The organism is Bdellovibrio sp. ArHS (assembly GCF_000786105.1).
Lineage (GTDB): Bacteria > Bdellovibrionota > Bdellovibrionia > Bdellovibrionales > Bdellovibrionaceae > Bdellovibrio.
In genome coordinates, this window is sequence record NZ_JTEV01000013.1 from 19,134 (window position 1) to 45,115 (window position 25,982).

Sequence of the window (25,982 nt, forward strand, 5' to 3'; positions counted from 1 at the left end):
CTCAACCCTTCACGCTGCCCATAGTTAAACCGGAAACCAAATAGCGGGAAATACTAATAAACAAAATCAATACCGGAACACTGACGATCAAGGCGCCGGCTGCATAAAGACCCCATTGTGTCGCCATACTAGCCTGGAAAGAGCGAAGGCCCAGTGGCAGGGTGTAAAGCTGTGGATCTTGCAAAACCACAGCGGCAATGACGTATTCACTCCAACTGCTCAGAAAACTAAATAGCGCCGTAATCACCAAAGCAGGAGAGGAAACGGGTAGAATGATTTTATAAAAAGTCATCCAACGCGAACATCCGTCCAGTAAGGCAGCTTCTTCAAGTTCTTTGGGAATCGTGTCGTAGTACGCCTTCATCTGCCACACACAGAAAGGCAACGCGGTGGAGGAGTAAATGATGAAAAGACCCCAAAAGCTGTCGATCAAGCGAAGTTTCGATAAGATGATGTAAAAAGGAAGAATCAACATGGTCGCCGGGAACATCTGGGTCGCGAGCAACGCAAAGAGCATCATGTTGCGACCACGGAAGCGATAGCGAGACAAGGCATACGCGCTGGTCGAAGCCAAAGCCACGCCCAAAAGCGTTGTCAGGGTGGCGACCAATAGGGAATTGCGCATCCACAGCAGAAAATCGGTTCTTAAGAACAAGTCCACGAAATTTTTAAGCGTGGATGTGGAAGTGATGATCTCCAGAGATTGTGATTGAAAAGCATTGTCTCCGCGCAAGGACACGGACAAGACATAAAGTATCGGATAGATCGAAAACATCGCAAAAATCAAAATGCTGAACCAAGCCAGTGTTTTTTTGATCATCGGGTCTCCTTTCTGTATTGGCTGCGAAGAGATCCCAAACTCCAAAGAACTAAAATAAGGAAAATCAGCACAGAAACTGCCGCGGCATAACCATAGCGATAAAGGTTGAAGGCGGCTTTATAGACGTAACTGACCAAAATGTGTGTCTGATCACCGGGTTCGCCCGCATTGCTCACAAGCCAGACGATATTGAGGTTGTTGAATGTCCATATAGAGCCTAGCAAGGCGGCCGGAATCATCACGGGCATTAACAACGGCAAAGTGATATGCCGAAATCTTTGCCATGCATTGGCTTTGTCTAAGTAAGCCGCTTCATACAGAGAATGCGGAATGGACTGCAAGCCACCTAACGCCACGATCATCATGAATGGAAATCCCAACCAAACATTGGTGATGATACAAGCTGTGAAAGCCGTGAAGGGTTGGCTTAACCACTGAACTGGCGAAAGATGCAAGAACTGTTGCAGGAACTGATTTATCGGACCGTATTCCTGATTGAACATGCCTCGCCAGGTTAGTGCGGTGATGTACTGAGGCACCGCCCAAGGAATAATAAAAAGAGTTCTCCAGAAACCTTTGGCGGGCATGACTTGATTGATGACGACAGCCAAAAACACGCCGAGGGTCACGTGGAAGAAAACGTTGACCACCGTCCAAGCAATGGTTTTTCCAAAAAGGGCATAGAATTTGGGGTCCGTCAGAGCGTTGGCATAGTGATGCAAACCCACAATCGACCAATCTTGAAATGTGCGCAGACTGAAGTTGGAAAAAGAGATCGCGATATTATAGAAAAACGGATAGATGATCACGGCAAAGATGCCGACAAACGCGGGCAGCATCATATAATACACAAATTTTTGCGGCCCCTTAAAACCTTGGACGAAGCTAAGAAGAGAACCTTTGGAAACCCACGCGAGTAAAATGACAAGGACAAGCACCAGTCCTTTAATAACAAAGGCCGAGGCATCAGGCTGTAAGACCTCGTTCATATCGCTGATCTGCGATTCAGCCAGTTTTTGTACCCCTTCCGCCGCTTGGGCCGGGGTTAATGAGTTGGCTAAAAGCTTTTGATATTGGATACGCAGACTGTCCCATACGCCGCGAACTTCGGGAACCACGGGCATAGGCGTACCTACTTCCATGATTTCGGCAGAAACCTTAAGTAGAGGATTGTTTTTCACGATGGGATTATCGCGAAGGCTTAGATTGGAGGGCAAAACGCCCACGCGCTCCATAAACATAAGCTGGACGCGTTCAGAAGTCAGGTAACGCAGAAGTTTTAAAGCCGCCTCGAGATGTGCCGAAGACGTCATGTTGACGTTTAAAGAATATCCCGCCGTTCCGACTAAGGGGCTTGGCCATTTGCCAGTTTCAGAAATCAGAGGAATGCGGGCGATACCGAAGTCCATGCCGGCATCTTTATAGTCCCCCCAGGACCAATCGCCATTAATCAGCATAGCGGCTTTGCCCTGTTTGAAAAGTGCGTTCGCCGTTTCGTAGTCACATTCTTTAGGAATGATTTTTTCTTTATCACGAAGCCGCAAGATGAATTCAAAAGTTTTGCGTAAAGCGGGGGTGTCGAGGTTCGGCTTAGCATCGTCAGTCATAAAAGCTTCGCCAAAAGCGGGAATGAATGGAGCAAAAAAGAAGGGCTCGGTATAATTGAAGACCAAACCATAGCGATCGATTTTGCCGTCACCATTCAGATCCCGGGTGTGTTCTTTTCCCAAAGCAATCATTTCGTCCGAGTTTTGCGGCGGCTTGGCTAGCAATTTTTTATTGTAGATGAGCATCAGATGATTACCGACGGCGCCGCCAATCATGTAGTGCTTATCGTGATAAAGCGGAATTGCCAAAGGATCGAATTGTTCGAAATACTTTTCTTCCAGAACTTCATCCAAAGGACGAATGATGTTCATGGTTGCAAAAGGACCGATTTGATCGCTGGGGCCGAAAACCAGTTCAGGGCCCGAACCGCCCATTGCGGCCGCTTGATAGCTAGAGCGAAGCTCTTCCGTTTCGCGATAAGTTTCCTGCACGGTGACGCCAGGGTTTTCCTTCTCAAACTGTCTTAAGGCTTCGGATAAAACCACGCGATGGCCATAAATCATCTGATGCCACAGCTGAATCCGCAAAGGCTTCGCCGCCTTGGCCAAGGGACTTAGAAATAAAAGGGAAAAGAAAAGAACCTTAACAAACTTCATTCATGATTCCAATAAGCGTTCGAGATTTGAAGAATCACAGTGGTGCGACCTGGAATTTGCACGATCTTTTGCGCAGGCTGCAACACCACCTGTGACAGCAGTGGGTCTACGGCTTCGTCAAAAAGAGGGTGAAGTTTCCAGTTGTGACGTAAAGATTCATTCGAGAACGTGCGCGCTTCATGAGAGGCATTGAAAAGAATCAACAGCGCTTCATGCTCATTCTGCAATAACATAGCGATCAAACCGGGCTCTGCCGCTGTCTGATTATCGATGAAACTTAAATGTTGCGAAATCGCTTCCTGCGTATTGAGCTTGAATAAGGGGCTGCTTTGACGAACGCGCAAAAGCCCTTTGAAATACTCTTTCGTTCTTTGAATTTGTTCTGGGGAAACTTTCATTTCCGGCGCCGACAGTCTGGGCTGCCAGAAGCTCCAATCATTTAAATTCTTCCAGGCGGGAGGCAGGCCCGCGCCCCAATAATTGGTCTGACCTTGCCAATCAATGCGATTGAAGAAGTCTCCCGAATCATAACTGTCCTGATCCCCATTTTTTGAACGCAGTAGTTCCGTACCCGACTCGATAAATGGAAGCCCTTGTCCTAGTAAAGGAATGGCCATGGCCAACTGATGCATGCGACGACGCTCTTCACTGCTGGCGGTATTTGGACTGCGATTGCGGTTGTAAAAGGGGGCTTTCGCTTGCACCGCATCCCAAAGACCGTAACCATCGTGGGCAGAAACATAGTTGACCGTTTCCAAGGCCTCTTTGGCAAAGGCAACGGGGGCCCCACGGAACTTCAGATCATGAGAGCGAATAACATGACCCAAATGCTCTTTGAATTCAAAGTCGGCGATATTTCCGGCCAGTCCTACTTTGATAACATCACCCAAGTGAAGAAGTTTGCCTTTTTGGTCTTCCAGATGAATTGGCGTGTTGCGGTTCGCCGGTTCTTGATTGAAATCAAAATACAAACCAGTGGCAAATCCCTGGTCGGATTTTTCAGCCGCCGAGGTCGTTCCGCCACGAACAGCATCTCGCAAGCGATCATTGAAAAATCCGTACTGCATGCCGTAAGAGTTTTCGATAGTCATCGCTTCTTGGGGGTTTCCATCATGGAAAGATCCGAAGCTCCAGCCCTCGCCGTAAAGCAAAATCTTGTGTCCATCAACGCCATCGTATTGGAGTGTTAAATTGCGAACGGCTTCGCGAATTTTTGTCATGGTGCTACGGGAATGAAAAGACATCAGGTCAAAGCGAAACCCGTCCAACTTATACGCCCGCGCCCAATGAAGAACGCTGTCGATCATGAGCTTTTCCATCATCCGGTGTTCGCTGGCGGTGTCGTTGCAGCAGGAACTCTTGAAGGTGCGCCCCTCGTCATCAACACGGTAATAGTAAAGAGGAACAATTTTATCAAAGACGGAATAAGGCTCGGCGCCACCTTGATAAGTATGATTGAAGACAACGTCTTGAATCACGCGCAGACCCAGTCCATTAAGAGCGGCCACCATATGACGAACTTCTTTAATGCGCGTGACCCCATCAGGATCAACAGCATAACTGCCATCAGGAGTAAAATAGTGAACGGGATCGTAGCCCCAGTTGAAAGGATCGGAAGCTCTCATTCCGCCAATCAGACTTTGGGGTTCTTGCAGGTTGGAACTTGCATCTTCGTAGTTAGTCCATTCGGATTTTCTTTCGCTCACGCTGCCAAAATCATTGAATGGTAAAAGATGAACATGGGTCAATCCAGCTTGCGCCAGTTCTTTGAGGTGTTGAACTCCGAACGAGCGTTCGAACGAAAAGGCCAGATAAGTTCCACGATATTCCGGTGCGATATTCGGTTCATGGGCGCTGAAGTCACGCAAGTGCAGCTCATAGATGATCGAGTCATTCAGTGAGTTTAAAAACGGTTTCTGCAATATCTCCCAACCCTGCGGTGACGCCTCGGTCGAGTCAAGATCGACAAGTTGAGATTTTTCAGCATTGATAGAAAGACTGAGACTGTAGGGGTCCGTGACAAGAAAGGTTTCAATCTTATTCGACAAGGGTTGAAAGCCGGTGACTTCAAAAAGATAAAAATAGTTCTTATAGCTGCGTGAAAGCGAAAAGTTCCAGACACCAAGATCGCTGCGCGAACCGTCGAAAATGACGGACGGTACGGAGTCCGAACTGTTTTTGAAAAGATGTAAGCGCACATTTTGAGCCGTGGGCGACCACAATTTGACGTCGCAATCGAATTTGCAGATGGCCCCAAGGTCGCTTTCTTTATAGAAGTAATTTGCGTCTAAAAGTCCCGCATATTGAACCGCCGTTGAATCCAGGATGGTGCGGTTGTTGGTCGTCGCAATAACTTTTAAAGGTTTGCGAATAAGCTCATCTATGTCGTCACGTGTGAGGTGACTGGTGCTGAGCCACGCATAAGTCCCCTGCACAGAAATTACCGGAAGAGGGATCGAAGTATTCATCGCCAAAGGAAAGAAGCCTTCGACAAAAAAGAACTGGGTGTTCGCGCTGACGTAAAATCCTGGAGGAAGTTTAAGCTTCAGCTGTGTGGGATCACTCCACTGAGCTCGCGCATCACCGGCGAAGGTGGGCCAACAATAAAAGAAAGCAAAGCATAGAAAAATCCAGAACTTTTTATGCAAGCTTCCCCCCTTCATCAAAAGCTTCAGTCTCTCTGCGTAATGTGTAGTCAGGCGCAGACTTTATGGGTAAGCCTCAGCTTTTTCAAGGGGCGAGGATGAAAAGTATTAAGTGTTTCTTAATTTGTATGCTGACCTCTTCAGTGAGCTTCGCGTTGAATGCTGATTTTATCGGCTATTTGCGCGGCGGAACAGGTATTAACTTTGAAGGCGGCCAGCAGAACTGTTTTTTCAACTCCGGAATTCCTGGTAATTTCCTACGTTTAGGTAACGAGTGCGGTTTTTATTCCGAACTGGCGATGATCTTTCATCATAAAAAACCTGAAGAACAAGATTCGGTCTATTTTCGAACGCAAGTTCGTTTGATGTTTAATTCTAAGGGAACTCGCCAGTGGGAAGCTGCGGCAAACAGGGATATGAGTCAAGTCGAAGCCTTCGTGACCGCCGGTGGATTCACAGAATTACCAGGGGAGTTTTGGATCGGAAAGCGTTTCTACCGGGATGTCGATCTGTATATTTTTGACTGGTATTATTACGCCGATATGAGTGGTGTGGGCGCTGGAATCGATAACATTCCGGTAGATCTGGGCGGTAAGGTGGCGGTGGCCCATTTGGTTCAAGCTAACGACGATCTTTCAGCGACGACGGCAGGTCGTCCTGTGTTGCAAGCTGTGGACTTGCGGTGGAAAACCATTCCTGTCTTTGCAGAACAAAATCTAAATTTATGGGGCGTGTATGCCTGGGCACAAGCGAGTTCCGATGGCACTTCCTCTTACATCGACACAAATGGCTTTTCGTTATCCGCTCGTCTGAATGGTTCTGTTTTTGACGGCAACAATAATACGACGATTTTATACGGCAAAGGTGCAATGAAGGACTTGAATATCTACGCCAGCAGTGCGGTTCCTTCGACGGATGACAGTCAAAACAAAGCCTGGACATTGCGTTTCGTTGAGGATTGGAATCATGACGTCACGGATCGCTGGGCTGTGATGTTGGCAGTCGCTGCTGAAATTGCGGATACCGGGAAAGATGAAAACAGTCATCGCGAGTGGCAAGAAATCGGAATTCGTCCCATTTATTTTGTTTCCGACAGATTTCAGTGGGTCTTTGAAACAGGTTACTCCCGTTTTAAAGATGAATCAGAAGTGGATGGCGGCGGAAATTCCGTCGGTGTGCGCGAGCTAAGTCGCATCTCTTTGGCGCCGCAACTTTCCTTAAGCAAAACTATTTGGGGGCGCCCAGTGATGCGCGCCTTCGTCAGTCACTCGATGTGGTCAAATTCAAATAAAAGCCTCATTGGTGCTTCGGCCAGTGCCTTCAAAGATAAAACTGCAGGCACCAGCTTTGGCTACCAGTTCGAAGCTTGGTTTTAAATGTCAGTGCGATCCAAAATGTATTTCAAAAGAGCTTCGCGGGTGATGCCTCGGTCTTGTAATTGATTCTCGCTCTGTAAAAGGGCCTTTTCCTTCACCCAGCTTTTGATGACGCCTGCGGTGGATTTAGATCTTGGCACAAAGCCTTTCACTAAATCCAGGCAAACCCCGCGGGCGGCGCCTTCACTGGGGGAATATTCCCGAATCACTAGATAGCTTTGGCGGCGCCATTTACTTTCAACACTGATGTTGGGATAGACGCGATTTTTTAATTCCGCCCACACGTCACAGTATTCCTGGTTGGTCATGTTTGAGTTCATACGATACGTATAGATCTTAACTGCTTCCAGAATCCAGTCAGTAGCTTCTGGTGCCAGCTCTTGCGTAAGTTCTTTTTTAAGTCCCTTGAATTTCAGTTTGCTGATGCGAAATTTGGCATCGTACAGGGATTGGGGCATCAGATCAGGGAACTTATTGATGTTCTCTTTTTGCCAGACTTGTGTAGCTTCGTAATCGACACATTCTTCGAAAAAGCTGACTGGCGAGTGACCCACGATCGTTTGATAATAGCTTTGTCGGCAAGAATTTTTAATAACATCTTTCTGTGCGGCAGTGAAGTTGACGCCGGCATCCACTTGTTTCTGATACTTCGTCTGCAGCGTTGGCTGAGAGCACAAAGCAGAGGAAGTAAATTCCAACCCGTCGAAAACCAAAAGTTTGATGAGATTATATTTTTCAGGGGATGTCTTCTTCAACAAGGCCGGATTGAAGCGATAAGCCGTAACACTTTCCGCAAAGTCTTCATAGGGATTGGTTTCGCCATAGCGAGAAACGAAAGGGTGTCCTTGCTGGGCTTTTCTTTTTTGCGCCTCGAATTCACCTTGGGAGGATTCTTTCCAATTGCTTAAAGCGAGCCAAGTGTTAGAGCGATCGTAGTCCGAAAAGTGATTGTTTGAATAATTGTGCGCAATCTCGTGATAGAGTGTGTATTGGCGCATTAAAGAGGATTCTTGTGACCAACTGTCAAAGAGCTCAATCGAGGCATTGGCTAAAACGGAGTCGCCGTCACCGCCGTAAGCCGCGCGAGTGTATCCGCGCTTAAATTTGATCAGCTGTTTGTTCGACTGAAACGGCAGTTGTTCGGGATGAACCAGTTCAAAAGAGCGTATAATATCCGCGATTTCTGACGCACTGAAAGTATCCGCATTGAAAAAAGAATAGCGGGAAGTATTAATGTCAAATCGCTCCATCAGAAAGACCATTTGTGATCCCACCGACGGGCCGAAAATCTTCTCGGCGGCGCAAAGAGCTTTCTTGCAGCTTGGATTTACATTAAAGGCCTTTTGAAAACTTTGTGGCGTGCCCTCAATCGATTCCTCTCCGCCGGCGGGGGAAAGAAGCTTTGCTAAAGCTAGAACCAGTTCCGGCCGTTCATTTTCAAGAAGAATTCCTCCTACGTAAGCCTGACCACTTTCATACCCAGGACCCAGCGGTTTCTTCGCATAATAGTTCAAGATTTCTTTGGTGGTCGTGGGCAGCTTCACACGACAAGTTGCGTTTTGTATTTGATTGGCATTTGCCGCCCACCAATTCATTTCTTCTGCGGCGGGAATGCGTGCCTCATTAAGGCGAAATGGAATCACTTTTTGGTAAGCATTTTCTGTCTCGACCTTGGTCGGGATATGGGTGCATGAAGTAAAAAGAAAAAGGGAAGCAATAGTCAGTGACGAAAGATTCAAAATGCACTCCTAGGTCTAAAAACCTCTTTTCGGAGTTATTTTGGTTTTGCTGAGACTCATTATGAGATTTTGAGACTAGAAGCTTTCAAAAGTGCCGTGCTCCCTATTCTTACGAACATGAGGGACGGTGAAAACTTGATTATGAAACGAAATATAAAAACCTGGCTTTAAAAGTTTGGCAGACAGCAGCGCCTCGGTGACATTTTGAGCAGCGTCACTATCTTCAAAACCCATTGGAATCATTGCGCCGGTAAATACCACGGGCACAGTCGGGACGCCCAAAACTTGCAGGCAGTGTTCGGCAGTGACACTCATTGTGTCGGTACCGTGCAGGACAACGATCGGACAACCTCTTTGCATTTGATCTTTGATCGTCGCCGCAATCAATGAACGATCTGCATCGGTCATATACAAAGAATCTTTGCTAAGAAGCGGATAGACCATGATGTTCGTGTAGGGAAGACGCATTTTTGAAAGAATGCGGTTGCGAATACTTGTTCCGCGATTTTCAAGAGAGCCATCGAACTCATTGTAAGTTTTTTCGATGGTTCCACCGGTAGTAATGATAACGACGTCTTGAATTGCATTTCCCATGATTTTGCATCCTATGCTAAGATTTTTAAAACAGCAAGGACGGCCGTGGCTTCACTGATCTCACATCTGACACAAGCGCAACAAAAAGAGCTAATGAATGATCTCAACTACTTAAATATGCAGGAGATTAAGACGTTCTGTCGTCACCATGGTTTGCCCCTGCACATCCATGCAGAGTATAAAAAAAATGTTCTGCAAAAGACCAAAGAGTTAGACCGAAAGGGTGTCGTGCTGGACCGCGTGCGACAGTACTTGAAGACTGGAAAAGTTCCGCCTCCTTCCGTGATTCCCAACAAAATGATTGCGCAAAACCTTCCCAAAGAAATTCGGCCCGAGACTCATTTCTTATTCGGTCTTTATAAGAATCGTGACGCAAACTCCTTGAAAGTTCTGAAGCAGGTTACAAAGGGTCAATTTCAATTCGGAGCTTTGGCACAAGAACTCTCGCGGGAACTGTGGGTCCAAGGAAAAAAGATCACGTTCAGTGCCTTCGGAAAGTTATGGCTCAAAGAAAATATGAATCCTTCCAGAGAGCATCCCGAGTGGGCGTTTTTAACAGATTTATCCACAGGATCCGTGGGGCGTGATTGGAAATCTTTACGTCAACAAAAGGCCAAAAAAGTGATGGCCGAACTCAAAAGAATTTCAGCGGCTACCAAACGTTCATGATTTCGTATTCGCGAACCTGATCGCCATTTTCAACAGTGGCGATATCGCCCTGGCGAAGATCTTGAAGAGCTTCGCCCAGGGGGCTGCTGGGGGTCACGATCTGAATATTTCGACCCTCAAACTTTACGCTGACGCCTCCGCCCTTAGCGATTATAAAAAAGAAACTGTGTTTGCCGTTGGACTCTACCTCCACCAGGGCTGTGGAGTTGATTTTATCATGAGGACCGAAATCTTTGACATCCAAGTGTTTCAGAATAACCAAAAGCTCTTCGATCTGGGAAATTCTTTTGGCCTGAGCTCCCGCCAGATAAGAGGCCTCTAAGCCGCGGGTGTCGTATTCATTTTCTGGTTTGCTTTCTTCGTGGGTCGCAGCTTCATAAGTCGCCAAGGCGGCTTGTTTTGCCACTAATAAATCACTTTCAAGCTGGGTGCGAATCGCTTCCACGAGTTTCTTTTTATCCAAAGCAGGCCTCATTTTTAAATAGTATGACGGGACTCTTCAGAGAGAGCAACGGCGTTTTTAAAACGCGGAGCCCGGCTGCTTTAGAAATTCAGTTTCTGCCGGCGTCGAAATGCGCCCCAAAGCTTTATTGCGATGGGGATAACGGCCATAGGTCTCAATGATCTTTTTATGAAGCAGTTCAAACTTCAGCCCGTTTTCCAGACCTTCTTGAGAAAACAGTCTTACGGCCTCGTCGTGGACCTTTAAGTCTTCACTGTGCATATAGGGCATGTAAAAAAAGTGTCTTTGCACCACGGGCACTCGTTGATCGTCGCCGACACGGACGGCCTCTTTGGCTAAATGCAGGGCTAAATCATCTTGGGCAAAAGCTTGTGCTGAATCACGAAAAAGATTTCTGGAGAACTGATCAAGAACGATGACTTCCGCAAGACGGCCTTCCGGCGACTTTCTCCAAGAGAACATTTTCCCGGCGATCACGTCTTCAAAGACATCAAGAAAACGACGGCGGATCTGTTGATCAAACAGATCGTCTTTCATAAACCAAAGACTGGGGTCAATTTCTTCGAACCAAAAATCAATGATGTCTTGATAGGTCATGCCATTAGTTTAGAAGAACGAATGTCAGATTGTCAAAATAGAGAGGGGGGCCCGGCGGGGAGGCCGAGCCCTAGGGAAGAGGGATTTAGTGGGTTGAGTCCGTGGAGGAAGTGTCCTCACCCACTTTTTTGGAGCCGATCAGCTTTTCAAAAAAGCCACCGGATTTAGACTGAATTTCGATGTTGCGAGGTTTCGCAACCGCTGCTTTTGGCAAGTACATATTAAGAACACCGTCAGCGTAATGCGCCTCGATTTTTTCGACGTCTACGGTGTTCGGCAAAGTGAATCGTTTCATAAAGGATTCACTGCCAGTACTGCGTTTTCTTTCTCCTGAAATACTCAAAACGTTTTCATTCTGCTCGATTTTCAAATCTTCCTTTTTAATACCGGGAAGATCGACAGCTAACAAAAAATGTTCTTCAGTTTCATTGACTTCAAACGCAGGTGTAAAACGACGCTCAGGAGTTGTGTTTGCGGGCGCAGCAAAGCCTTCAAACATACGCTCTACTTCGTCAAAAAGATCAGTGGCAAACGGTCTGCGATTTGTCATATACGGTGTTAGAATTCTCATAGAAGCCTCCTTCAAAAAGTCTTTGTGAGTTCTTACATTACAAACATGTGCTTGGGGAAACCCTTGTCAAGGCGGTGAAACTCTCTAAAATTGAAAAACGAACCCCCTGAGTTCAAAAAAAAATTTGTCAAGGTGCTGGTTTTTGGTCAGAAGGAGATTTTTAAAATGAAAATTGCCGTCGCAGGTGCCAGCGGTTTTGTGGGAAAGGCTCTTATCCGTGAGCTACAAAAGAAGCACGAGGTCGTAGCCCTTAGTCGCTCTGTAAAAAAGTCTCAGAACAATGGGGGCGTTGAATGGCGGTCCTGCGATCTCTTCAGTCTGTTGGATGCGGAAAATGCGCTGAAAAATGTCGATGTCGCTGTATATTTGGTTCACTCTATGCGACCTTCCGCACATCTTACGCAAGGAACTTTCGATGACTTTGACCTTATCGTCGCGGACAACTTTGTGCGGGCGGCAGAAAAGAATCGCGTTAAACAGATCATCTATCTTGGGGGTATGCGACCCGACAATGCGTCGGAACTGTCTCGTCATCTGCGCAGCCGATGGGAAGTTGAGGAGGTTTTTAAAACCAGCTCTATTCCCGCCACGGTCCTGCGGGCTGCAATTATCCTAGGCCCTGAAGGTTCGTCCTTTCAGATGATGGCGCGACTGGTGACCAGGCTGCCTTTGATGATTTGTCCTTCGTGGACTGATACCGTCAGTCAGCCGATCTCGCTGAACGATGTCGTTCACAGTATTGAATACTGTGTTGAAAATGAAGTGGTCTATAACAAAGTCTTCGATATCGGCGGCCCCGTTGCCATCAGCTATCGAGAGATGATGCAAAAAATTGCCGACAAGATGGGACTTCAACGAAGACTGTTGCGTTTTCCCTTTGTGACTCCTCAGCTTTCCACTCTATGGGTTTGTCTAGTTACACAGGCACCGTGGTCTTTAGTTTCGCCTTTGGTGCGCGGACTAAGACACAACTTGCTGATAGATCCCTTGAAGGCCTTGAAAATCCCCGGCCATCCATTTGCGGATGTGGACTTGGCTATAAATGAAGCTCTGGTGACCTACGATCCTCACAAAAAGCCCTTGGCGTTTAAGGGCACCGAGGTTGGTAAACATGTCGTGCGTTCGGTGCAGCGTCTACCTTTACCGCCTGGGAAAAGTGCCGAGAGCGTGGCGCGCGCTTATCTGGATTTTTTGCCGACCTTGCCCGCTTTTTTAAAAGTGGATGTCGAGGGTAAGTGGGTGTACTTTCGCTGGCGTTTTCCTGACACTAAACTTTTAATTTTGGAATATGCTCCGGACCGAAGCTGGTCGCATCGACAGCTCTTCTATGTTCGCGGCGGACTTTTAGCTGCAAAGACTGAGCGCGGCCGTTTGGAATTTAGAGAAATCTTAGGAGGACAAGCTGTCATTGCCGCTATCCATGATTTTGTTCCGCGCATGCCTTGGTATATTTACCGATGGACCCAGGCCTATTTTCATCTTTGGGTGATGAAACAATTCGGCCGCTATCTTAAAAGCGGAAAATCGCGTCCCACAAATCGCCAGATGCCTCGCCCCTCATAAGGCGGGCTAACACTTTTAATTTTTCCAGGGCCCAAGCGTAGCCGACGGCCGACCAAATAATAAGAACGGCGTCGAAAGGCACACGCAGACGATTTTCAGATTTAAAAAACCACACAGTCAGAAAAAGTGACAGCATCAGCAGAGCTGCCACCTCAGAAAAGTCGTCTTTTCTGCGCGCATACACCAACGCCCCAACTAGGGTAAACGGCAGCAAAGCAAACAGAAAGAATTTTTCCCACTCTAGAAACAGGGATCGCATCGGAGTTTCTCCGATAGGCCACAGCATGTTTCCGCCAAATAGATAATAGATATAACGAAGGCTTGTGCCTAAAACCATGGGCTCGGCAGCGACACATTTAAAGCCTTCTTTCCAAAAATAGTTTTGATCTGTAAATGGACGGGGCCATTGTTTAAAAGTTTTTTCGCCGGTGACATGAAAAAGTGGGGACATCCAGCGATTGCCTTGCGAATCCTGATTGTCTTTTGAGGGACACTTTCCTTCAACGAAGTTCAGCGCCCCCGCCGTGGGACCAAGAAAGGCTTTGCCATAGTTCATCTGGGTCCAGGCTAAATGGGGAGCTGCCACTAGCATACACCCCAAACCCAGAACCAGCACCTTCAAAGAGCCCTTAAAGAAGTTCTGACGATGCTGGTAGAGCAGCCAAAGTGAAAATATCGGGATAAAGAATGCGTGATTTCCTTTAAAGTAGAACGAAAGCATCAACAAAATTCCAGTCAGGAAGTAGCCGCTAAGTTTTTCGGTCTTTAAGGTTCTTAAGATAACCCACAACGACATAGTAAGAAAAAAGCCATAGATATTTTCTGCCAAATGCATCGACGCCATTGCCGCTTGAGGAATGTGGATCGCCGCGAAAAGCACAGCGACGGCCCCCGCGAGTCTTCCAAAACGCTCTCGAGCCATAAGATAAATGAAAAGGACGATGCCCCAGGAAAGAAAGACTTGAGTCCAATTAAATAATTCAAAGCCGCCCAGATCACGAATTTGTTGAGACCAGAGAGTGAAGCCAACGGGCTGAAATAATTGATTCACATTGAAAGAGTGCCGGGAAATTTCCCAGGCTCTTTGAAAATACGCCCCCATGTCTGAAAAAAGGCTGAGCTCTGGAGGCGAGATGATAAAGACGAACCAGAATCTCAACAAAAAGGCGCCGATAAGGATGAAGGTCACGAATCCGCGTTCAACGCTATCATCAGCGGGGATGACAGCGAATATGAATAAAGCCAGGCTTAATAAAAAGAAAAGCAACCCCGCCGCCAGTTTTGGCTCTGACCAGTCTTTATCAAGTATCACACCATGAAGGTCCCCGCGTGTGCTTCCGGCAAAGTGCCACTGGGTGTCTTTCGCAAGCTCTTGGCCCGTGTTTTCAAGTGACAGGCCCTTTTTATTGTCGCAGCTCTTGGAAATTTCACTCCATTCTTTGTTGTCAGTAGAAAGAGAGTGAATACAGTTTCGGGTGCGCAGGATTAATTTATTCAACGCGAAGGTTCGAGCCGGAGTTTTAAAGCTCAACCAATACAAGCCTTCCGAAGTTCCTCGATGATTCATCGTTGCAGGAGCTTTGTTGAAAATTTTCATGTCCGGTTGAATGAAGCTGATGTCATACGGACGCGGGGAAAGGTAAAAAATCCACGCCAGTCCTGCAACCATGCCGATAAGACTTGCTGACGAAAGAAAGAAAAGAGTGCGTTTTATCATGAGTGTCAGGGTTTAATCATCCCGCCGACCTGATCTCAAGTTACGAAAAGTTTAGTGAACAAGCCGTAATAAAGGGCCGCTGTGCAGGGTCAGTAGAAGACAATAAGGAAGTGTATTCAAAATCAAGACCGTCCAAGGCTTGGGATTATGAAATAGATGCAGGCCGGTAATTACAAAAAGAAGGGGAGCGAAAGCGGCCAAGCTAAGAGGCACGGCGAAGTTCATGATAAGGAAAAGTCCGAAAACAATCTCAATGAGTTTTACTGATGGCATAATGAATTTTGTTTCCATACAAGCCGTTACAAAGCGGTCTATGACCGGGCTTGCCGGGGGGATATTTATCCAGTGAAAAAAGCCGTTCAGTCCCCAAAAGACCATCTGCATGGCAAAAGCCCATCGAACCGCGATCTCGAAGTATTCACTCATAAGCCTGAGTCTATATATGAAACGGGTGTGAGGGCAACCGTCTGATTCTTACCACTGGACTTCGTTAGACTCGCTGGAAACTGCCGTCCTTTGATAGTTTGAGAGTAACGAGAGGAGCAGACATGGATATGGATCTCGCAAAACTCGATAAGGAGATCGTGAACAACGAGGCTTATGATCACTTGGCAGAGCGCTGGTACGAGGCGCAGGACGACCCCATTGCGTTGTTACGCAATCAACACAAGGTGGAGATGCCATGGATTCTTGAAGAGATCCGTCGAAACATCGGCTATCACGCCGAGATCTTAGATATGGGGTGCGGAGCCGGATTTCTTGCGAATGATCTGGCGCTGGCGGGACATAGCGTACAAGGAATCGATCTTTCGACGTCCAGCCTGAAGGTGGCACAAAATCGCGATGTCACACATACAGTTCATTATCAGCAAGGGGACGTTTATTCAGTGCCCTTTGAAAAGGAAAGTTTTGACGTCGTTTGTGCGATGGATCTTTTAGAACATGTCTCGGACCCGCGAAGAGTGATCGCTGAGGCAACACGAGTTCTGCGCCCGGGTGGATTATTCTTTTTTAATACATTCGCAAAGAACCCTCTGGCGTGGCTTGTGGTTATAAAAGGCATGGAGTGGTTCGTAAAAAACACACCGAAAGACTATCACGTATATTCTTTATTCATTGATCCAGAGCAAATAAGGGAGTGGGCAGATGACAGCGGCTTGGAGGTCACGCAAATTCGCGGAATACGTCCCGTCTTTGCGCAGAAAGCGATGCTTGAGCTTATTCGCACGGGTGTTGTCCCGAAAGATTTCCGTTTCAAATTTACAAAGCTCCCGCTTATCGCTTACACGGGGTACGCCAAAAAAATGCGTGAACATTAAAGACTTCTTAATTTCAAAAAAGAAACTTGTGACTCTATGACACGGAGTTTATAGGTGTTCCATGAACGTGTCGGTATTTTTTAGATATTTTTGTCTTCTGCTGGTGGGACTCATGGCAGGAAGCTCTTTTGCTTTTGTTTTGGGTATGGGGCCCGCTATGGAAAATCTTTCTGCAGCGGCTTACATTGAGCTTCATCAGAACCTGGACCCAGCTTTTTCAGCCTGGAATCCGCTTCTCTATTTCATTTTGACGGTGACCATCGTCGCTAACTTGTTTTTGCTTCGCGAAGAGTGGAAGTCTTTGGAATTTCTACTCGTGTTATTTGCATTGATCTGCGTTCTGGACGAGTTGCTGATGACTTGGACCGGAAATCTGCCGTTGAGTCGAGCGGTGCACGACTGGCAAATGCTAGCACCGCCTACTAACTGGGCCGAGGTGAGATCGCAGTGGCTGAGATTTATGTACATCCGCAGCGCCCTGTTGGTCTCAAGTTTTGGACTTCTTTTAGCCTCGAGCTTCTTTATGAAACAGTCTCGGGCTTCCCGGTCAAATGTCTTTGTTGTCTCTTCGGAATTGCAGAACTTGCCTCTTTAAACCCCGACTTCTTAGCCCCAAATTCCTTTAAAAACTTCGGCACATCGGTTTTTCCAGTTAAAGAATAGTCTTCCATAATCAGTGTCTTAGCTTCTTCCGCAGGCCAGCCGAGTTCTTCTTTTAAATACACATAAGCCGACTCAAACAGACTGATCTGAGAGATTCCGAAAGACTGTGCATATCGCTGAGTCAGAAACTTATTAAATGCAAAAAATTCCCAGAAAAAAGATTTGTCTTCCCGGGTCTGCGATTTTTCACGCAAAACGTTTACCAGGTTTTTAAAGTTTCCGCTGTTGGCATAAAGATCCCAGTACTTTGCAAAGCGATTCATCACCTGCAAAGTTTCAAAAGACATGTTTTTTGTGCGCAAAATTTGAAATGGGGGATGTTCGGAATAAACCATCTCCCATTCCTTATCGTGACGAGCGATGGGAGCCCCTTTGAGTCGTTTTAAGATACCCACCTGAATTTCGTGAGGATGAAGTGTCGCCAGAGTATCAAAGCCCTTTGCGAAGCTTTCCAGATCCTCGCCAGGAAGACCGGCAATCAGATCGGCGTGCGTATGAACGCCTGTTTCTTCCGCTAAAAAGCGGAAGTTGTCTTTGACCTTTTCGTAGTCGTTGCGTCGGCTGACGAGACGGGCCACCTCGGGATTCCAAGTTTGAATGCCAATTTCAAACTGCAATGCTCCGGCGGGGAATTTTTTGATGAGATCGCGAATTTCCACCGGCAGTCGATCCGGAACCATTTCGAAGTGAAGAAAAAGGCCGAGTTCAATGCGATCCAAGAAGAACTGCAGAATCGTCGTGCAGGTCGTGGGGCTCAGATTAAAGGTGCGATCAATGAACTTAAATTGGCGGGCGCCCCGATCCAAAAGTTTTTGGATGTCGGCAAGAAAATCTGTGAGTTCAAAACTGCGAACAGCTTTGTCCAAAGAGGAAAGGCAGTATTCGCAACGGTAGGGGCACCCACGTGACACTTCGACATAGATCACGCGGTTTTGAATATCTTCGTCGCTGTACAACCCGTAGGGTGATTTGATTTTTTTAATATCGGGCAAAGCGCCAGAGATAAACTTTGTCGATGGTAAGATGCCGTTATCCAGAGCGTTCTTGCAGAATTCATAGAACAAGAAATCGGCTTCACCCTTGATGGTGAAGTCTGCGATTTGGCAGATTTTATTGGACTCTGATTCGTGGCTCACTTCGGGGCCACCCAGAACCACTAGGGTGTCCGGGCTGATTCGTTTGATTAAAGACACCAACTCCAAAGACTCTTGTGCATTCCAGATGTAAACTCCAACGCCGATGATCTTCGCTTTTTGACGCAGCAAAACTTCGGCGATGTCGCGAGGATCTTTTTGAATCGTAAACTCCATGATCTGGGCGCGATCTTTAAGGTCCTCAAGATTGGCCATAAGATAGCGCAAACCAAACGAGCTATGGGGATAACTGGAATTCAAGGTCACAAGCAAAATGTCTTTATTCATACGGCGCCCATCTTAGTGCATGTTGAAAAAATAAGCGAATTGTCTTTGCCAAGGTGAGGACAAATTAGATACGATTACGTGACGGTAATTTATTTTTCAAAGGATTGAATTATGAAAACTGCCACGATGGCACTTTTATTCGTCGCATCGACGGCTTCGGCCCATGTTGCGCCTCTTGAAAGTTTCGAAACCAAACCCATTCTTGCGGACCTTAAAGATCTTAGAGCTCTGAACATTCCGATCCTGGCAAAAGACGAACGTATCGAAGTTGGATACGCGATTGTCACGCCCTTGATGCAGCAGCGGATTCAGGAAAGAGCTCATCAGGTTGGCAAGTGCGGTGGGTTTGAAGATCTTAGTCAGGACATGATGTTGCAGTCGCGCGGCTTTGACGGAATGTTGAACAGCCTGGCCGAAATTCAAGAGAAGAATGAATTGTATGAACGTGCGCCGTTCAAAATTCTTTCGTTGAACAAAGATGCAAAAATTGAAGCCGCGTTGACGGAAGTGAGCGAAAGCAACTTGCGCAGCTATGTGACATGGCTGTCTTCTTTCCCCAATCGCAATAACCGCGATCCTCAGCCCAATCGCCACGTCGATGAAATGAAACAGCGTTTAGAGGCGATGCTTGCAAATTCATCGGTTCCGTACGAAATCTCGGTGATTTCGCATAGCTCAACGAAGCAGAACTCGATTCGTGTTCGTTTGGTGGGATCAGAAAGACCGAACGAGATCGTTGTCCTTGGCGGTCATTTGGATTCCATTAATCAGTCATGGGGCGGTGGTAAAGAAGCTCCGGGTGCTGATGACAATGCTTCAGGTTCCGCGAATCTTATTGAAGCTTTAAGAATTCTTATGGACAAAGAGCAGCCCAAGCGCACGGTCGAATTCTTCTGGTATGCCGGAGAGGAATCAGGTCTTCTGGGATCTGCTGAAATCGCGAAACAATATAAAGCGGAAAAGAAAGACGTCGTCGCAGTTCTGCAGTTGGATATGACTTTGTTCCCCGGCTCGGGCGAGTTGGTGATCGGCAGCATGACAGATTTTACCAGTGCTTGGTTGCGCGACTATTTGAAAGCAATGAACGAGACCTATTTGCATGCCCGCGTAGTTGATGACAAGTGCGGCTATGGTTGTAGCGATCATGCTTCTTGGAACCGCCAAGGCTATCCGGCACTTATGCCGTTTGAAGCGACCTTCAGAAACAGCAACAAGGATATTCATACAGCGAAGGATGTTGTTTCCCCCGCTTCGAACTTCAAGCATTCTGCGGTTTACACAAAAATCGCGTTGGTCATGGCGATGGACCTGGCAAACAGCCAAGCCCGCCAACCTTACTAGTATTCTTTTTGGGGCACAGGCGAACGGCTTGTGCCTTAGATTTTTTCCATTTTTTTGATGCTGTTCTTAACGTCTTCCACAGTGTCATCGTAATTGTCGTCTTTTCTTCCCAGCAGATAGAGGCTGTGTTGCCAATAGCCCGCTTTCGGTCCGAGCGTTGTAATAGTGCCATTGTTGACCTCGTCAAGCAGATAAGGAACCGGCATAAAGCCAACCCCAGCGCCATCAACAATAGCCCGTCCCACAACAGATATAATATCACTTTCAATGACAACCTTTTTGCGGGCTTTGATCTCTTGAAAGAAGAGATCAGTTTCATGTCGCAATTTCATTTTGTACGACGGGATGATCAGTCCCCAGGGCACGGCATTCAAAAATTCCAGGGCCGAAGTGCTGCGAGAGACGCGAATTTTTAGATCCTTAAGATTTTTGGTTGAGACCATCAGATTCACGGGCATGTTGGCCGAAGCCAGTTCTTTCACGTCGTCGGCGTAAATGGGTTTGTTGGTTAAAACCAAGTCAATGTCATGGCTGCGTAATTGATTTAACAGAATTTCCGAGGGCGCAGAGCTGACGAAAAATGTTTTTTCTATATCCCGGCGTTTCTCTTTGATTAAAGGACTTAGCAAGTCAGCAATAAAGGGCCGCTCTACTTGATCGGTGACACCGATGCGAATTCTTTGACTTTGTTTTTCGCTTGGACTTCGTAAGCTTTCCGCAAACTCATTGGCGATATCAAAGATTTTTTTGGAATACGCGAAGGCCTTTTCTCCCTCGGCGGTCAGCTGTAAGTTTCGTCCTTTTTTTTCGAAAAGTTTTTGGTCAATGGCAGACTCAAATACCTTCAGTTGGGAACTGAGGGAAGGTTGGCTGATATGCAGGTATTTTGCGGCGTTGCTGACTCCGCCTAGCCTCGCGGTGACATAAAAGTAATAAAGATGGTTGTAATTAAACATGAAATTGGACCCCCGTATGACAACGATTAAACGGCGCCGTTTTGGAACTGGCTTTTTGTCTAGCTTCTGTAAGTGCTGAAACTTCCTCAAAATTACAATCTGTAGTCCAGCAAACCTATAACTTTAAACTAACTATGTCATCCAAATTATATATTTAAAGAAATCATAGTTCTTAGCGATAATGAACTCAGAAGGAGGTAGATATGCAAACAGACATCTACTACAGAGACATCACTAAGACTGAAAACCTTGAGGCTTATTTGTTGGAAAAGGTGGAAGGTACAGTCGAAGACTTCTTTAAAAACGACAGTGGTGCTCACCTCACAGTGCGGGTCGAAACAGATCGACATCGCTCGCAAACTCGTAAGCCGAGCTATGTTTGTGAGGTTATCCTTAAAGCTTCTTTCATCCGTAACGTCATTAAAGTACGTAAAACTGATGAAAACTTTAAGCGATGTGTAGCGAACACAGTAGACGCTTTGAAGGTTATCTTAAGTAAACAGTCCTCTTTGAAATCTCAGCACCGCCGACGAGATCCGGCTTTAAGATATCAGCCGGAGACTTGGGAAGACAGCGTGGCTTAATAAAACGACTGAGACAGAAGGAGCAGCTTATGAGTACTCTTCTGAAAAAAAACCATGGAGATTGTGAGCTAGTACAAAAACTACGTGAACGAATTAAATGGGACAAAAGAGTAAGCGAGGCTGATCTAGATATCGTCGTCCATGGAGGTGTGGTCATTGTCAGTGGCTGTGTCGACACCTCTTTTAAAAAGAATGCGGCATTGCAGGCGATCTCTGATACAGAAGGCGTATGGGCCGTAGAAGATCGGATTGCAGTGCCAGTTGATTTTCATAGAACGGATGACGAAATTACGGAAATCCTGATGTCGAATCTGACGGAAATGATCAAAATCGACGGAGAGCATATCGAACTCGAAGTGATTAATGGTGTCGTCAAACTTTATGGCGAAGTTTTCCGTCCTCGACTGAAAGCGATGGCCGTTGCCTCAGCCTGGGAGCTCTCGGGTGTGAAAGATGTCGATAACTTTATCGAAATTATCGATCCTCCTCGTCGGGCTCCTCTTACTGTCGACGAATATCAATCCCTGTTCCCTCAAACGGGAATGGGTTTTTCCCTAGAGGTCAATACTCTGAAGGAGGTTTCTTGATGACGAGAGTGACAAATTAATGCGGTCCTTTTCCCAATCCCTCCAAATCTGGGCGCCTCCCTAGGGCGCCCTTCTTTTTTCTCCCTTGCGAAGACGGAAATTTTAATTATAGGAAGCACCCCGATGCAGGGCCCTGCGGTCGGCTCGCCTTCCGGGCTCGGTCGGTGCCGAGGCTTTGCCTCGGTTCGCGCCATCGTGGCGCCACCGAAGGCCTTCCTTCGGGTCTGCACCAGTGTGCTTCCTATAATCAAAATTTCCTATGAGGGTGAAAATAGAAGGGAGCTGGCGGTCGCAGTTTTTTAAGTTGGCTTGGTGCCTTGCTTTTTGTTTTTGATGTTTGGTGGTGGGGTGGGCATACTTTTTCTTATGAAAAAGATTTTGGTTCTGAATGGAAGTCCGGTTGGGGATTCTGGGAATTGCGGGCGTTGGGTTCGCTTGCTTTTAAAGATTTTTAAAACTTTGGATGTGGATTGTTCGGTGGATGTTGTCCATCTGAAGAAGACCTCTTATGGAATGGGGCTGAAGAAGAAAATTTCTGCGGCGGATGCATTTGTTTTTGTTACCGGGACGTATTGGGATTCTTGGGGAAGTCCTTTGCAGAAACTTTTGGAAGAGATGACTGAACTGGAAGGAACGCCGGCGTTGATGGGAAAGCCTTGTTCGGTCTTTGTACTGATGCATTCGGTGGGCGGTAAGTCAGTGCTTTCTCGTTTGCAGGGGGTGCTTTCGACCATGGGCTTATTGATCCCGCCGATGAGCGGAATGGTTTACTCTTTGCTTTCAGAAGAGGCTTTGCGGGGGACGTCTTCGCATAAAGCGGATTTTTGGCAGAAAGAAGATGCCGAACTTATTCTTCTGAACCTCATTAAGGCCTGTGATTGCCGTGTGGATTGGGTGACCTGGCCGGTGGATAAGAAAGATCCCCGTCGGATTTGGTTTAAGCCCTGAGCCTTTCAGACGAAAAAAAACTCGGCATCATAATCACGATGCCGAGTCTGTTCTTTTTTGCGCTTAACAATGCAAAGAAGCACGCATTTTTTACGTCATTGATTTTGTAAGATCGCGAACTTTTTTAGAAGCATAGTTTTCTGAAACGAAGTTCCAGTTGATTTGCGTCCAGAACGTCTCAAGATATTTTTGACGTAGGTTGCGGTAGTCAACGTAGTAAGCGTGTTCCCAAACGTCCGCGACCATCAAAGGTGTAGGGCCGTTGTTTGTGAAAGGGACTTGCGCATTAGAAGTTGAAACCAAGCTTAGTTTCCCAGAAGAGTCTGTGCATAGCCAGATCCATCCTGAACCGAAGGTTTTCACGCCGCCATCCACGAATTTTGCTTTGAGTTCGTCCATAGAACCAAAGTCACGTTTGATCGCCGCTTCAAGATCCGCAGAAGGCTGTCCGCCTTTTCCGTTGGGAGCCATATTGAACCAGAAGAAAGTGTGATTCCAGCCCTGAGCCGCGTTGTTAAATACGCCGCCGGAAGAAGAAAGAACGATCTCTTCTAAAGATTTTCCTTTCAACGAAGAATCTGTCTCCATCATCTTATTCAAGTTATCTAAATAAGCTTTGTGATGTTTGTCGTAGTGATAGGTCATTTGTTCTTCATTGAACAAAGGAGCCAATTCAGTTTTTGCGTAGGGAAGTGTTGGAAGTTTGAACATTATATACGCCTCCTGTTGAGTACTGAAAGTATAATGAAAACAGGAGGCGGTCTATTAATTAAGCATTTTCGCCAAGCATCGTTCTGACGAAGGTAGGCAAAGCGAAGGCCGCAGAATGCAGTTCTTCGTTGTAGTACTTCAGACCTTTGGCCATAGAAAATTGGCGCGCTTTGTCTTTGTTGAAGTCCTTGGCCGGATGATAGTGACCCTTTACACCCACTTGCAGACTCCACATCCCTGACGGATAGGTCGTGGCGTGGAAAAGCATGGTGTGGACATTGGATTTACCAAAGATGCCTTTTAAGCAGTGGTTTAGTTCAACGAAAGTGCCTTCGTGGAACATCGGTGACTCGCCTTGAGTGATGATGATCCCGCCTTCTTTCAGTGCATTTTTACAGTTATTGTAGAACTCGGCCGTAAAAAGACCTTTTGCCGGACCTACTGGGTCCGAACCATCGACGATAATGACATCGTATGAATTAGCGGCTGCGTCTTTAACAAATTGAATGCCATCGCCAATAATCAAATTCAGTTTCGGATTGCCGAACTCGGAAGCAATGCTCGGAAGATGTTCTTTAGAAGCACGAATGACTGCTTCATCGATTTCGACCATGGTGACTTTTTCGACGTGGTCATACTTGAACAACTCACGAATGGTACCGCCGTCTCCACCACCGATGACCAGAATATTTTTCGCATTTCCGTGCGCTTGCATAACTGGATGAGAAATCATCTCATGATAATGGAACTCATCGCGCTCAGTGCACATCACCATGTTGTTGATCGCGAGAAATTTGCCGTGAGAGTATGAATCCAAGACACGTACGCGCTGGAATGGGTTCGTTTCGTCAAACAGAACATCACCCGTGTAACGCAAAGACAAGGCTTGGTTTTCGTCTTTATCGGTGAACCACACATTGCGTTCGATTTGGAAACCTTTTTTCAAATCGAAAGAAGGCTCGGTGCGAAGGTGCTTGGGCTGGAAATCTGACTTTTGAATAACATGCAAAGAGCCACGATTCATTTCGAGTGCAGAATAATTCGCCTGAAATGCTTTTTTCAAATGCTCGAAAGAAACCCAAGGGTCCACAGAATCGCCGCATGTGAACAAATCAACAGCGGCATAACGATACTCAGGCCACGTGTGGATCGCCAAATGGCTTTCTTGAATCACCACAACTCCACTGACTCCCCACGGAGAGAAGTGATGGAAGGTCGAATTAATAACCGTAGCTCCGGCGATTTGCGCGGCCTCAATCATGCTTTTTTCGATGATTGAAACATCGTTCAAAACCTCAGCGTTACAACCACTGAACTCAACTAAAATATGGCGACCTAAAGCTTTCAATTCCGTGCCCTCCCCGGGGAAAAATGTGATGTCATTTGAAAAGGGGGGTTCTAGGTCCTTTTGACCCCCCATGCAAGAATTTTCTTCAGAGATTTTAAGACCGTCAAATCTAGATATTCTGCTCTAAGGCAGGAAGTCGGCGCCAGGGCGTCCACAGCGGTTTTCGACGGAAAATGAGCCCGATTTATTTGTATTTTATCTCGAAACAGTTGTGAATTTTTTTGTCGTGAAAGTCCTGTGGAATGGATTCTTCGGTTAAATCTTTCACGGTGTATTTATTCAGTATTTGCTCGGACAATTTAAACTTACGTTTGTTGTTTGAAAAATAAAGCACGCCTGAGGGCAACAACAGACTCATACAGGCATTCACCAGGAAGTCCTGATCCCGCTCAACCTCAAAACTGTCTTCCATTTTTTTAGAGTTCGAAAAAGTCGGCGGATCTAAGAAAATCATGTCATACATGGGGTGGTTTTGATTGAGTCTTAGCCATTCCAGGACATCGGCGTTGACGAAGGTGTGCTCCTCGGGATTCAAACCGTTCAGAGTGAAGTTATCCTGAGCCCATCGCAAATAGGTCTGAGACATGTCAACGCTGGTGGTTTTGGCTCCGCCCAAAGCGGCGAAAACACTTACCGAACCAGTATAACAGAACAGATTCAGGAACTTTTTATCCTTTGCCAGCTTATGAATTTTTTGGCGCATGGGCCGGTGATCCAGGAACAATCCCGTATCCAAATAGTCATACAGATTGACCTTCAAAATGGCTTGCGTCTCTTGCACCGTCAGTGTTTCACTTTTTTCAGCTAACTTTTCGTATTGCTTAAGCCCTTCTTGGCGCTCTCTTTTTTTGACGACGACATGGGCCTCGTCGGTTTTAAAAAGAGCTTTTAGGGCATCACTCACATGCGGCAGGTGATTTTTATCCTTGTCGCGGATGGGATCACTTTTGTCGTAAATGACATAGAAATTTTTGTAAACATCGACAATGAACGGGTATTCTGGAATGTCTCGATCATAAAGGCGGTAGGCTTCGATTTTGTTGCGATCGGCCCAACTTTTTAGCTTTTTATAGTTTTTTTCCAGACGGTTCTTAATCATGTCCATTTTTGCGATTCCTGTCGTGGCATCGGTTTTAGACAAAAATG

At 46.5% G+C, this 25,982-nt stretch carries 24 protein-coding genes; 9 read left to right on the top strand and 15 right to left on the bottom strand.

Annotation, left to right across the window (positions count from 1 at the left end; translation table 11 throughout):
• Position 1: 1 nt before the first annotated feature.
• Genes OM95_RS07350 through pulA form a run of 3 tightly spaced genes read right to left on the bottom strand, consistent with a single transcriptional unit; the run spans position 2 to position 5,672 of the window.
• Positions 2-820: an ABC transporter permease subunit gene (locus tag OM95_RS07350; protein WP_041872050.1), complete on the bottom strand. Its 819-nt coding sequence runs from the start codon at positions 818-820 to the stop codon at positions 2-4.
• A complete protein-coding gene (locus tag OM95_RS17190; RefSeq protein WP_291515801.1) occupies positions 817-3,024 on the bottom strand; it encodes an extracellular solute-binding protein in 2,208 nt (735 codons plus the stop codon). Before OM95_RS17190 ends, OM95_RS07350 begins: the two co-directional genes overlap by 4 nt.
• On the bottom strand, positions 3,021-5,672 hold the full coding sequence (pulA, locus tag OM95_RS07360) for a pullulanase-type alpha-1,6-glucosidase (protein ID WP_291515803.1): 2,652 nt from the start codon (positions 5,670-5,672) through the stop codon (positions 3,021-3,023). The genes OM95_RS17190 and pulA overlap by 4 nt, the downstream gene beginning before the upstream one ends.
• A gap of 95 nt (positions 5,673-5,767) precedes the next feature.
• On the opposite strand from pulA, the gene OM95_RS07365 reads away from it, so the two are divergent.
• A complete protein-coding gene (locus OM95_RS07365) occupies positions 5,768-7,045 on the top strand; it encodes a carbohydrate porin (RefSeq protein ID WP_291515805.1) in 1,278 nt (425 codons plus the stop codon).
• Here the strand turns inward: OM95_RS07365 and OM95_RS07370 are convergent.
• Complete coding sequence (locus OM95_RS07370; RefSeq protein WP_041872052.1) at positions 7,042-8,784, bottom strand: hypothetical protein; 1,743 nt, start codon at positions 8,782-8,784, stop codon at positions 7,042-7,044. The genes OM95_RS07365 and OM95_RS07370 overlap by 4 nt on opposite strands.
• A gap of 75 nt (positions 8,785-8,859) precedes the next feature.
• Complete coding sequence (locus OM95_RS07375; RefSeq protein WP_041872055.1) at positions 8,860-9,378, bottom strand: asparaginase domain-containing protein; 519 nt, start codon at positions 9,376-9,378, stop codon at positions 8,860-8,862.
• A 45-nt stretch (positions 9,379-9,423) separates the two neighbouring features.
• Here OM95_RS07375 and OM95_RS07380 point away from each other — a divergent pair, with 45 nt between their 5' ends.
• On the top strand, positions 9,424-10,047 hold the full coding sequence (locus OM95_RS07380; RefSeq protein ID WP_041872057.1) for a hypothetical protein: 624 nt from the start codon (positions 9,424-9,426) through the stop codon (positions 10,045-10,047).
• Here OM95_RS07380 and OM95_RS07385 read toward each other — a convergent pair.
• From OM95_RS07385 to OM95_RS07395, 3 genes are all read right to left on the bottom strand, one after another.
• A complete protein-coding gene (locus tag OM95_RS07385; protein ID WP_041872328.1) occupies positions 10,031-10,510 on the bottom strand; it encodes a GreA/GreB family elongation factor in 480 nt (159 codons plus the stop codon). The two genes, OM95_RS07380 and OM95_RS07385, sit on opposite strands and share 17 nt — an antisense overlap.
• A gap of 57 nt (positions 10,511-10,567) precedes the next feature.
• The gene (locus OM95_RS07390; RefSeq protein ID WP_041872060.1) at positions 10,568-11,107 is read right to left on the bottom strand and encodes a DUF924 family protein; all 540 of its coding nucleotides are present in this window, start codon (positions 11,105-11,107) and stop codon (positions 10,568-10,570) included.
• A gap of 85 nt (positions 11,108-11,192) precedes the next feature.
• The gene (locus OM95_RS07395) at positions 11,193-11,678 is read right to left on the bottom strand and encodes an Hsp20/alpha crystallin family protein (RefSeq protein ID WP_291515807.1); all 486 of its coding nucleotides are present in this window, start codon (positions 11,676-11,678) and stop codon (positions 11,193-11,195) included.
• Between the two features lie 165 nt (positions 11,679-11,843).
• On the opposite strand from OM95_RS07395, the gene OM95_RS07400 reads away from it, so the two are divergent.
• Positions 11,844-13,241, top strand: coding sequence for an NAD(P)H-binding protein (locus tag OM95_RS07400; protein WP_291515809.1), 1,398 nt, complete (start codon positions 11,844-11,846; stop codon positions 13,239-13,241).
• Here the strand turns inward: OM95_RS07400 and OM95_RS07405 are convergent.
• Both OM95_RS07405 and OM95_RS07410 read right to left on the bottom strand, forming a co-directional pair.
• Complete coding sequence (locus OM95_RS07405) at positions 13,189-14,958, bottom strand: glycosyltransferase family 39 protein (protein ID WP_291515811.1); 1,770 nt, start codon at positions 14,956-14,958, stop codon at positions 13,189-13,191. The genes OM95_RS07400 and OM95_RS07405 overlap by 53 nt on opposite strands.
• Positions 14,959-15,009: 51 nt before the next feature.
• On the bottom strand, positions 15,010-15,384 hold the full coding sequence (locus OM95_RS07410) for a hypothetical protein (protein WP_291515813.1): 375 nt from the start codon (positions 15,382-15,384) through the stop codon (positions 15,010-15,012).
• A 122-nt stretch (positions 15,385-15,506) separates the two neighbouring features.
• Between OM95_RS07410 and ubiG the strand changes: the two genes are divergently transcribed.
• Both ubiG and OM95_RS07420 read left to right on the top strand, forming a co-directional pair.
• Positions 15,507-16,277, top strand: coding sequence for a bifunctional 2-polyprenyl-6-hydroxyphenol methylase/3-demethylubiquinol 3-O-methyltransferase UbiG (gene ubiG, locus OM95_RS07415; RefSeq protein ID WP_291515815.1), 771 nt, complete (start codon positions 15,507-15,509; stop codon positions 16,275-16,277).
• A gap of 112 nt (positions 16,278-16,389) precedes the next feature.
• Positions 16,390-16,872, top strand: a complete 483-nt coding sequence (locus OM95_RS07420) for a DUF1772 domain-containing protein (protein WP_291515817.1) — start codon at positions 16,390-16,392, stop codon at positions 16,870-16,872.
• Here OM95_RS07420 and OM95_RS07425 read toward each other — a convergent pair.
• Entirely contained in the window at positions 16,799-18,361 is a 1,563-nt protein-coding gene (locus tag OM95_RS07425; protein ID WP_041872073.1) for a B12-binding domain-containing radical SAM protein, read from the bottom strand. The genes OM95_RS07420 and OM95_RS07425 overlap by 74 nt on opposite strands.
• Positions 18,362-18,472: 111 nt before the next feature.
• Here OM95_RS07425 and OM95_RS07430 point away from each other — a divergent pair, with 111 nt between their 5' ends.
• Positions 18,473-19,702 (top strand): M20/M25/M40 family metallo-hydrolase, encoded by a 1,230-nt coding sequence (locus tag OM95_RS07430; protein ID WP_291515819.1) that lies wholly within the window; start codon positions 18,473-18,475, stop codon positions 19,700-19,702.
• 35 nt (positions 19,703-19,737) lie between these two features.
• Here OM95_RS07430 and OM95_RS07435 read toward each other — a convergent pair whose 3' ends face one another.
• Positions 19,738-20,658: a LysR family transcriptional regulator gene (locus tag OM95_RS07435; protein WP_041872076.1), complete on the bottom strand. Its 921-nt coding sequence runs from the start codon at positions 20,656-20,658 to the stop codon at positions 19,738-19,740.
• 203 nt (positions 20,659-20,861) lie between these two features.
• Between OM95_RS07435 and OM95_RS07440 the strand changes: the two genes are divergently transcribed.
• From OM95_RS07440 to OM95_RS07450, 3 genes are all read left to right on the top strand, one after another.
• Positions 20,862-21,242, top strand: coding sequence for an HPF/RaiA family ribosome-associated protein (locus tag OM95_RS07440; protein ID WP_041872078.1), 381 nt, complete (start codon positions 20,862-20,864; stop codon positions 21,240-21,242).
• A gap of 29 nt (positions 21,243-21,271) precedes the next feature.
• On the top strand, positions 21,272-21,829 hold the full coding sequence (locus tag OM95_RS07445; protein WP_041872080.1) for a BON domain-containing protein: 558 nt from the start codon (positions 21,272-21,274) through the stop codon (positions 21,827-21,829).
• Between the two features lie 366 nt (positions 21,830-22,195).
• The gene (locus OM95_RS07450) at positions 22,196-22,777 is read left to right on the top strand and encodes an NAD(P)H-dependent oxidoreductase (protein ID WP_041872339.1); all 582 of its coding nucleotides are present in this window, start codon (positions 22,196-22,198) and stop codon (positions 22,775-22,777) included.
• Between the two features lie 90 nt (positions 22,778-22,867).
• Here OM95_RS07450 and OM95_RS07455 read toward each other — a convergent pair whose 3' ends face one another.
• From OM95_RS07455 to OM95_RS07465, 3 genes are all read right to left on the bottom strand, one after another.
• Entirely contained in the window at positions 22,868-23,491 is a 624-nt protein-coding gene (locus OM95_RS07455) for a superoxide dismutase (RefSeq protein ID WP_363228106.1), read from the bottom strand.
• Positions 23,492-23,546: 55 nt separating this feature from the next.
• Entirely contained in the window at positions 23,547-24,836 is a 1,290-nt protein-coding gene (gene speE, locus OM95_RS07460) for a polyamine aminopropyltransferase (protein WP_041872344.1), read from the bottom strand.
• Between the two features lie 184 nt (positions 24,837-25,020).
• A complete protein-coding gene (locus OM95_RS07465) occupies positions 25,021-25,977 on the bottom strand; it encodes a class I SAM-dependent methyltransferase (protein ID WP_291515823.1) in 957 nt (318 codons plus the stop codon).
• Positions 25,978-25,982 lie beyond the last annotated feature (5 nt).

Excerpts from the sequence above, each read along its gene's own strand:
- OM95_RS07350 (WP_041872050.1), bottom strand. The coding sequence starts at position 820 with ATGATCAAAAAAACACTGGCTTGGTTCAGCATTTTGATTTTTGCGATG.
- OM95_RS17190 (WP_291515801.1), bottom strand. The coding sequence starts at position 3,024 with ATGAAGTTTGTTAAGGTTCTTTTCTTTTCCCTTTTATTTCTAAGTCCC.
- OM95_RS07365 (WP_291515805.1), top strand. The coding sequence starts at position 5,768 with ATGAAAAGTATTAAGTGTTTCTTAATTTGTATGCTGACCTCTTCAGTG.
- OM95_RS07375 (WP_041872055.1), bottom strand. The coding sequence starts at position 9,378 with ATGGGAAATGCAATTCAAGACGTCGTTATCATTACTACCGGTGGAACC.
- OM95_RS07390 (WP_041872060.1), bottom strand. The coding sequence starts at position 11,107 with ATGACCTATCAAGACATCATTGATTTTTGGTTCGAAGAAATTGACCCC.
- OM95_RS07395 (WP_291515807.1), bottom strand. The coding sequence starts at position 11,678 with ATGAGAATTCTAACACCGTATATGACAAATCGCAGACCGTTTGCCACT.
- OM95_RS07400 (WP_291515809.1), top strand. The coding sequence starts at position 11,844 with ATGAAAATTGCCGTCGCAGGTGCCAGCGGTTTTGTGGGAAAGGCTCTT.
- OM95_RS07405 (WP_291515811.1), bottom strand. The coding sequence starts at position 14,958 with ATGATAAAACGCACTCTTTTCTTTCTTTCGTCAGCAAGTCTTATCGGC.
- OM95_RS07410 (WP_291515813.1), bottom strand. The coding sequence starts at position 15,384 with ATGAGTGAATACTTCGAGATCGCGGTTCGATGGGCTTTTGCCATGCAG.
- ubiG (WP_291515815.1), top strand. The coding sequence starts at position 15,507 with ATGGATATGGATCTCGCAAAACTCGATAAGGAGATCGTGAACAACGAG.
- OM95_RS07420 (WP_291515817.1), top strand. The coding sequence starts at position 16,390 with ATGGCAGGAAGCTCTTTTGCTTTTGTTTTGGGTATGGGGCCCGCTATG.
- OM95_RS07425 (WP_041872073.1), bottom strand. The coding sequence starts at position 18,361 with ATGAATAAAGACATTTTGCTTGTGACCTTGAATTCCAGTTATCCCCAT.
- OM95_RS07430 (WP_291515819.1), top strand. The coding sequence starts at position 18,473 with ATGAAAACTGCCACGATGGCACTTTTATTCGTCGCATCGACGGCTTCG.
- OM95_RS07435 (WP_041872076.1), bottom strand. The coding sequence starts at position 20,658 with ATGTTTAATTACAACCATCTTTATTACTTTTATGTCACCGCGAGGCTA.
- OM95_RS07440 (WP_041872078.1), top strand. The coding sequence starts at position 20,862 with ATGCAAACAGACATCTACTACAGAGACATCACTAAGACTGAAAACCTT.
- OM95_RS07445 (WP_041872080.1), top strand. The coding sequence starts at position 21,272 with ATGAGTACTCTTCTGAAAAAAAACCATGGAGATTGTGAGCTAGTACAA.
- OM95_RS07450 (WP_041872339.1), top strand. The coding sequence starts at position 22,196 with ATGAAAAAGATTTTGGTTCTGAATGGAAGTCCGGTTGGGGATTCTGGG.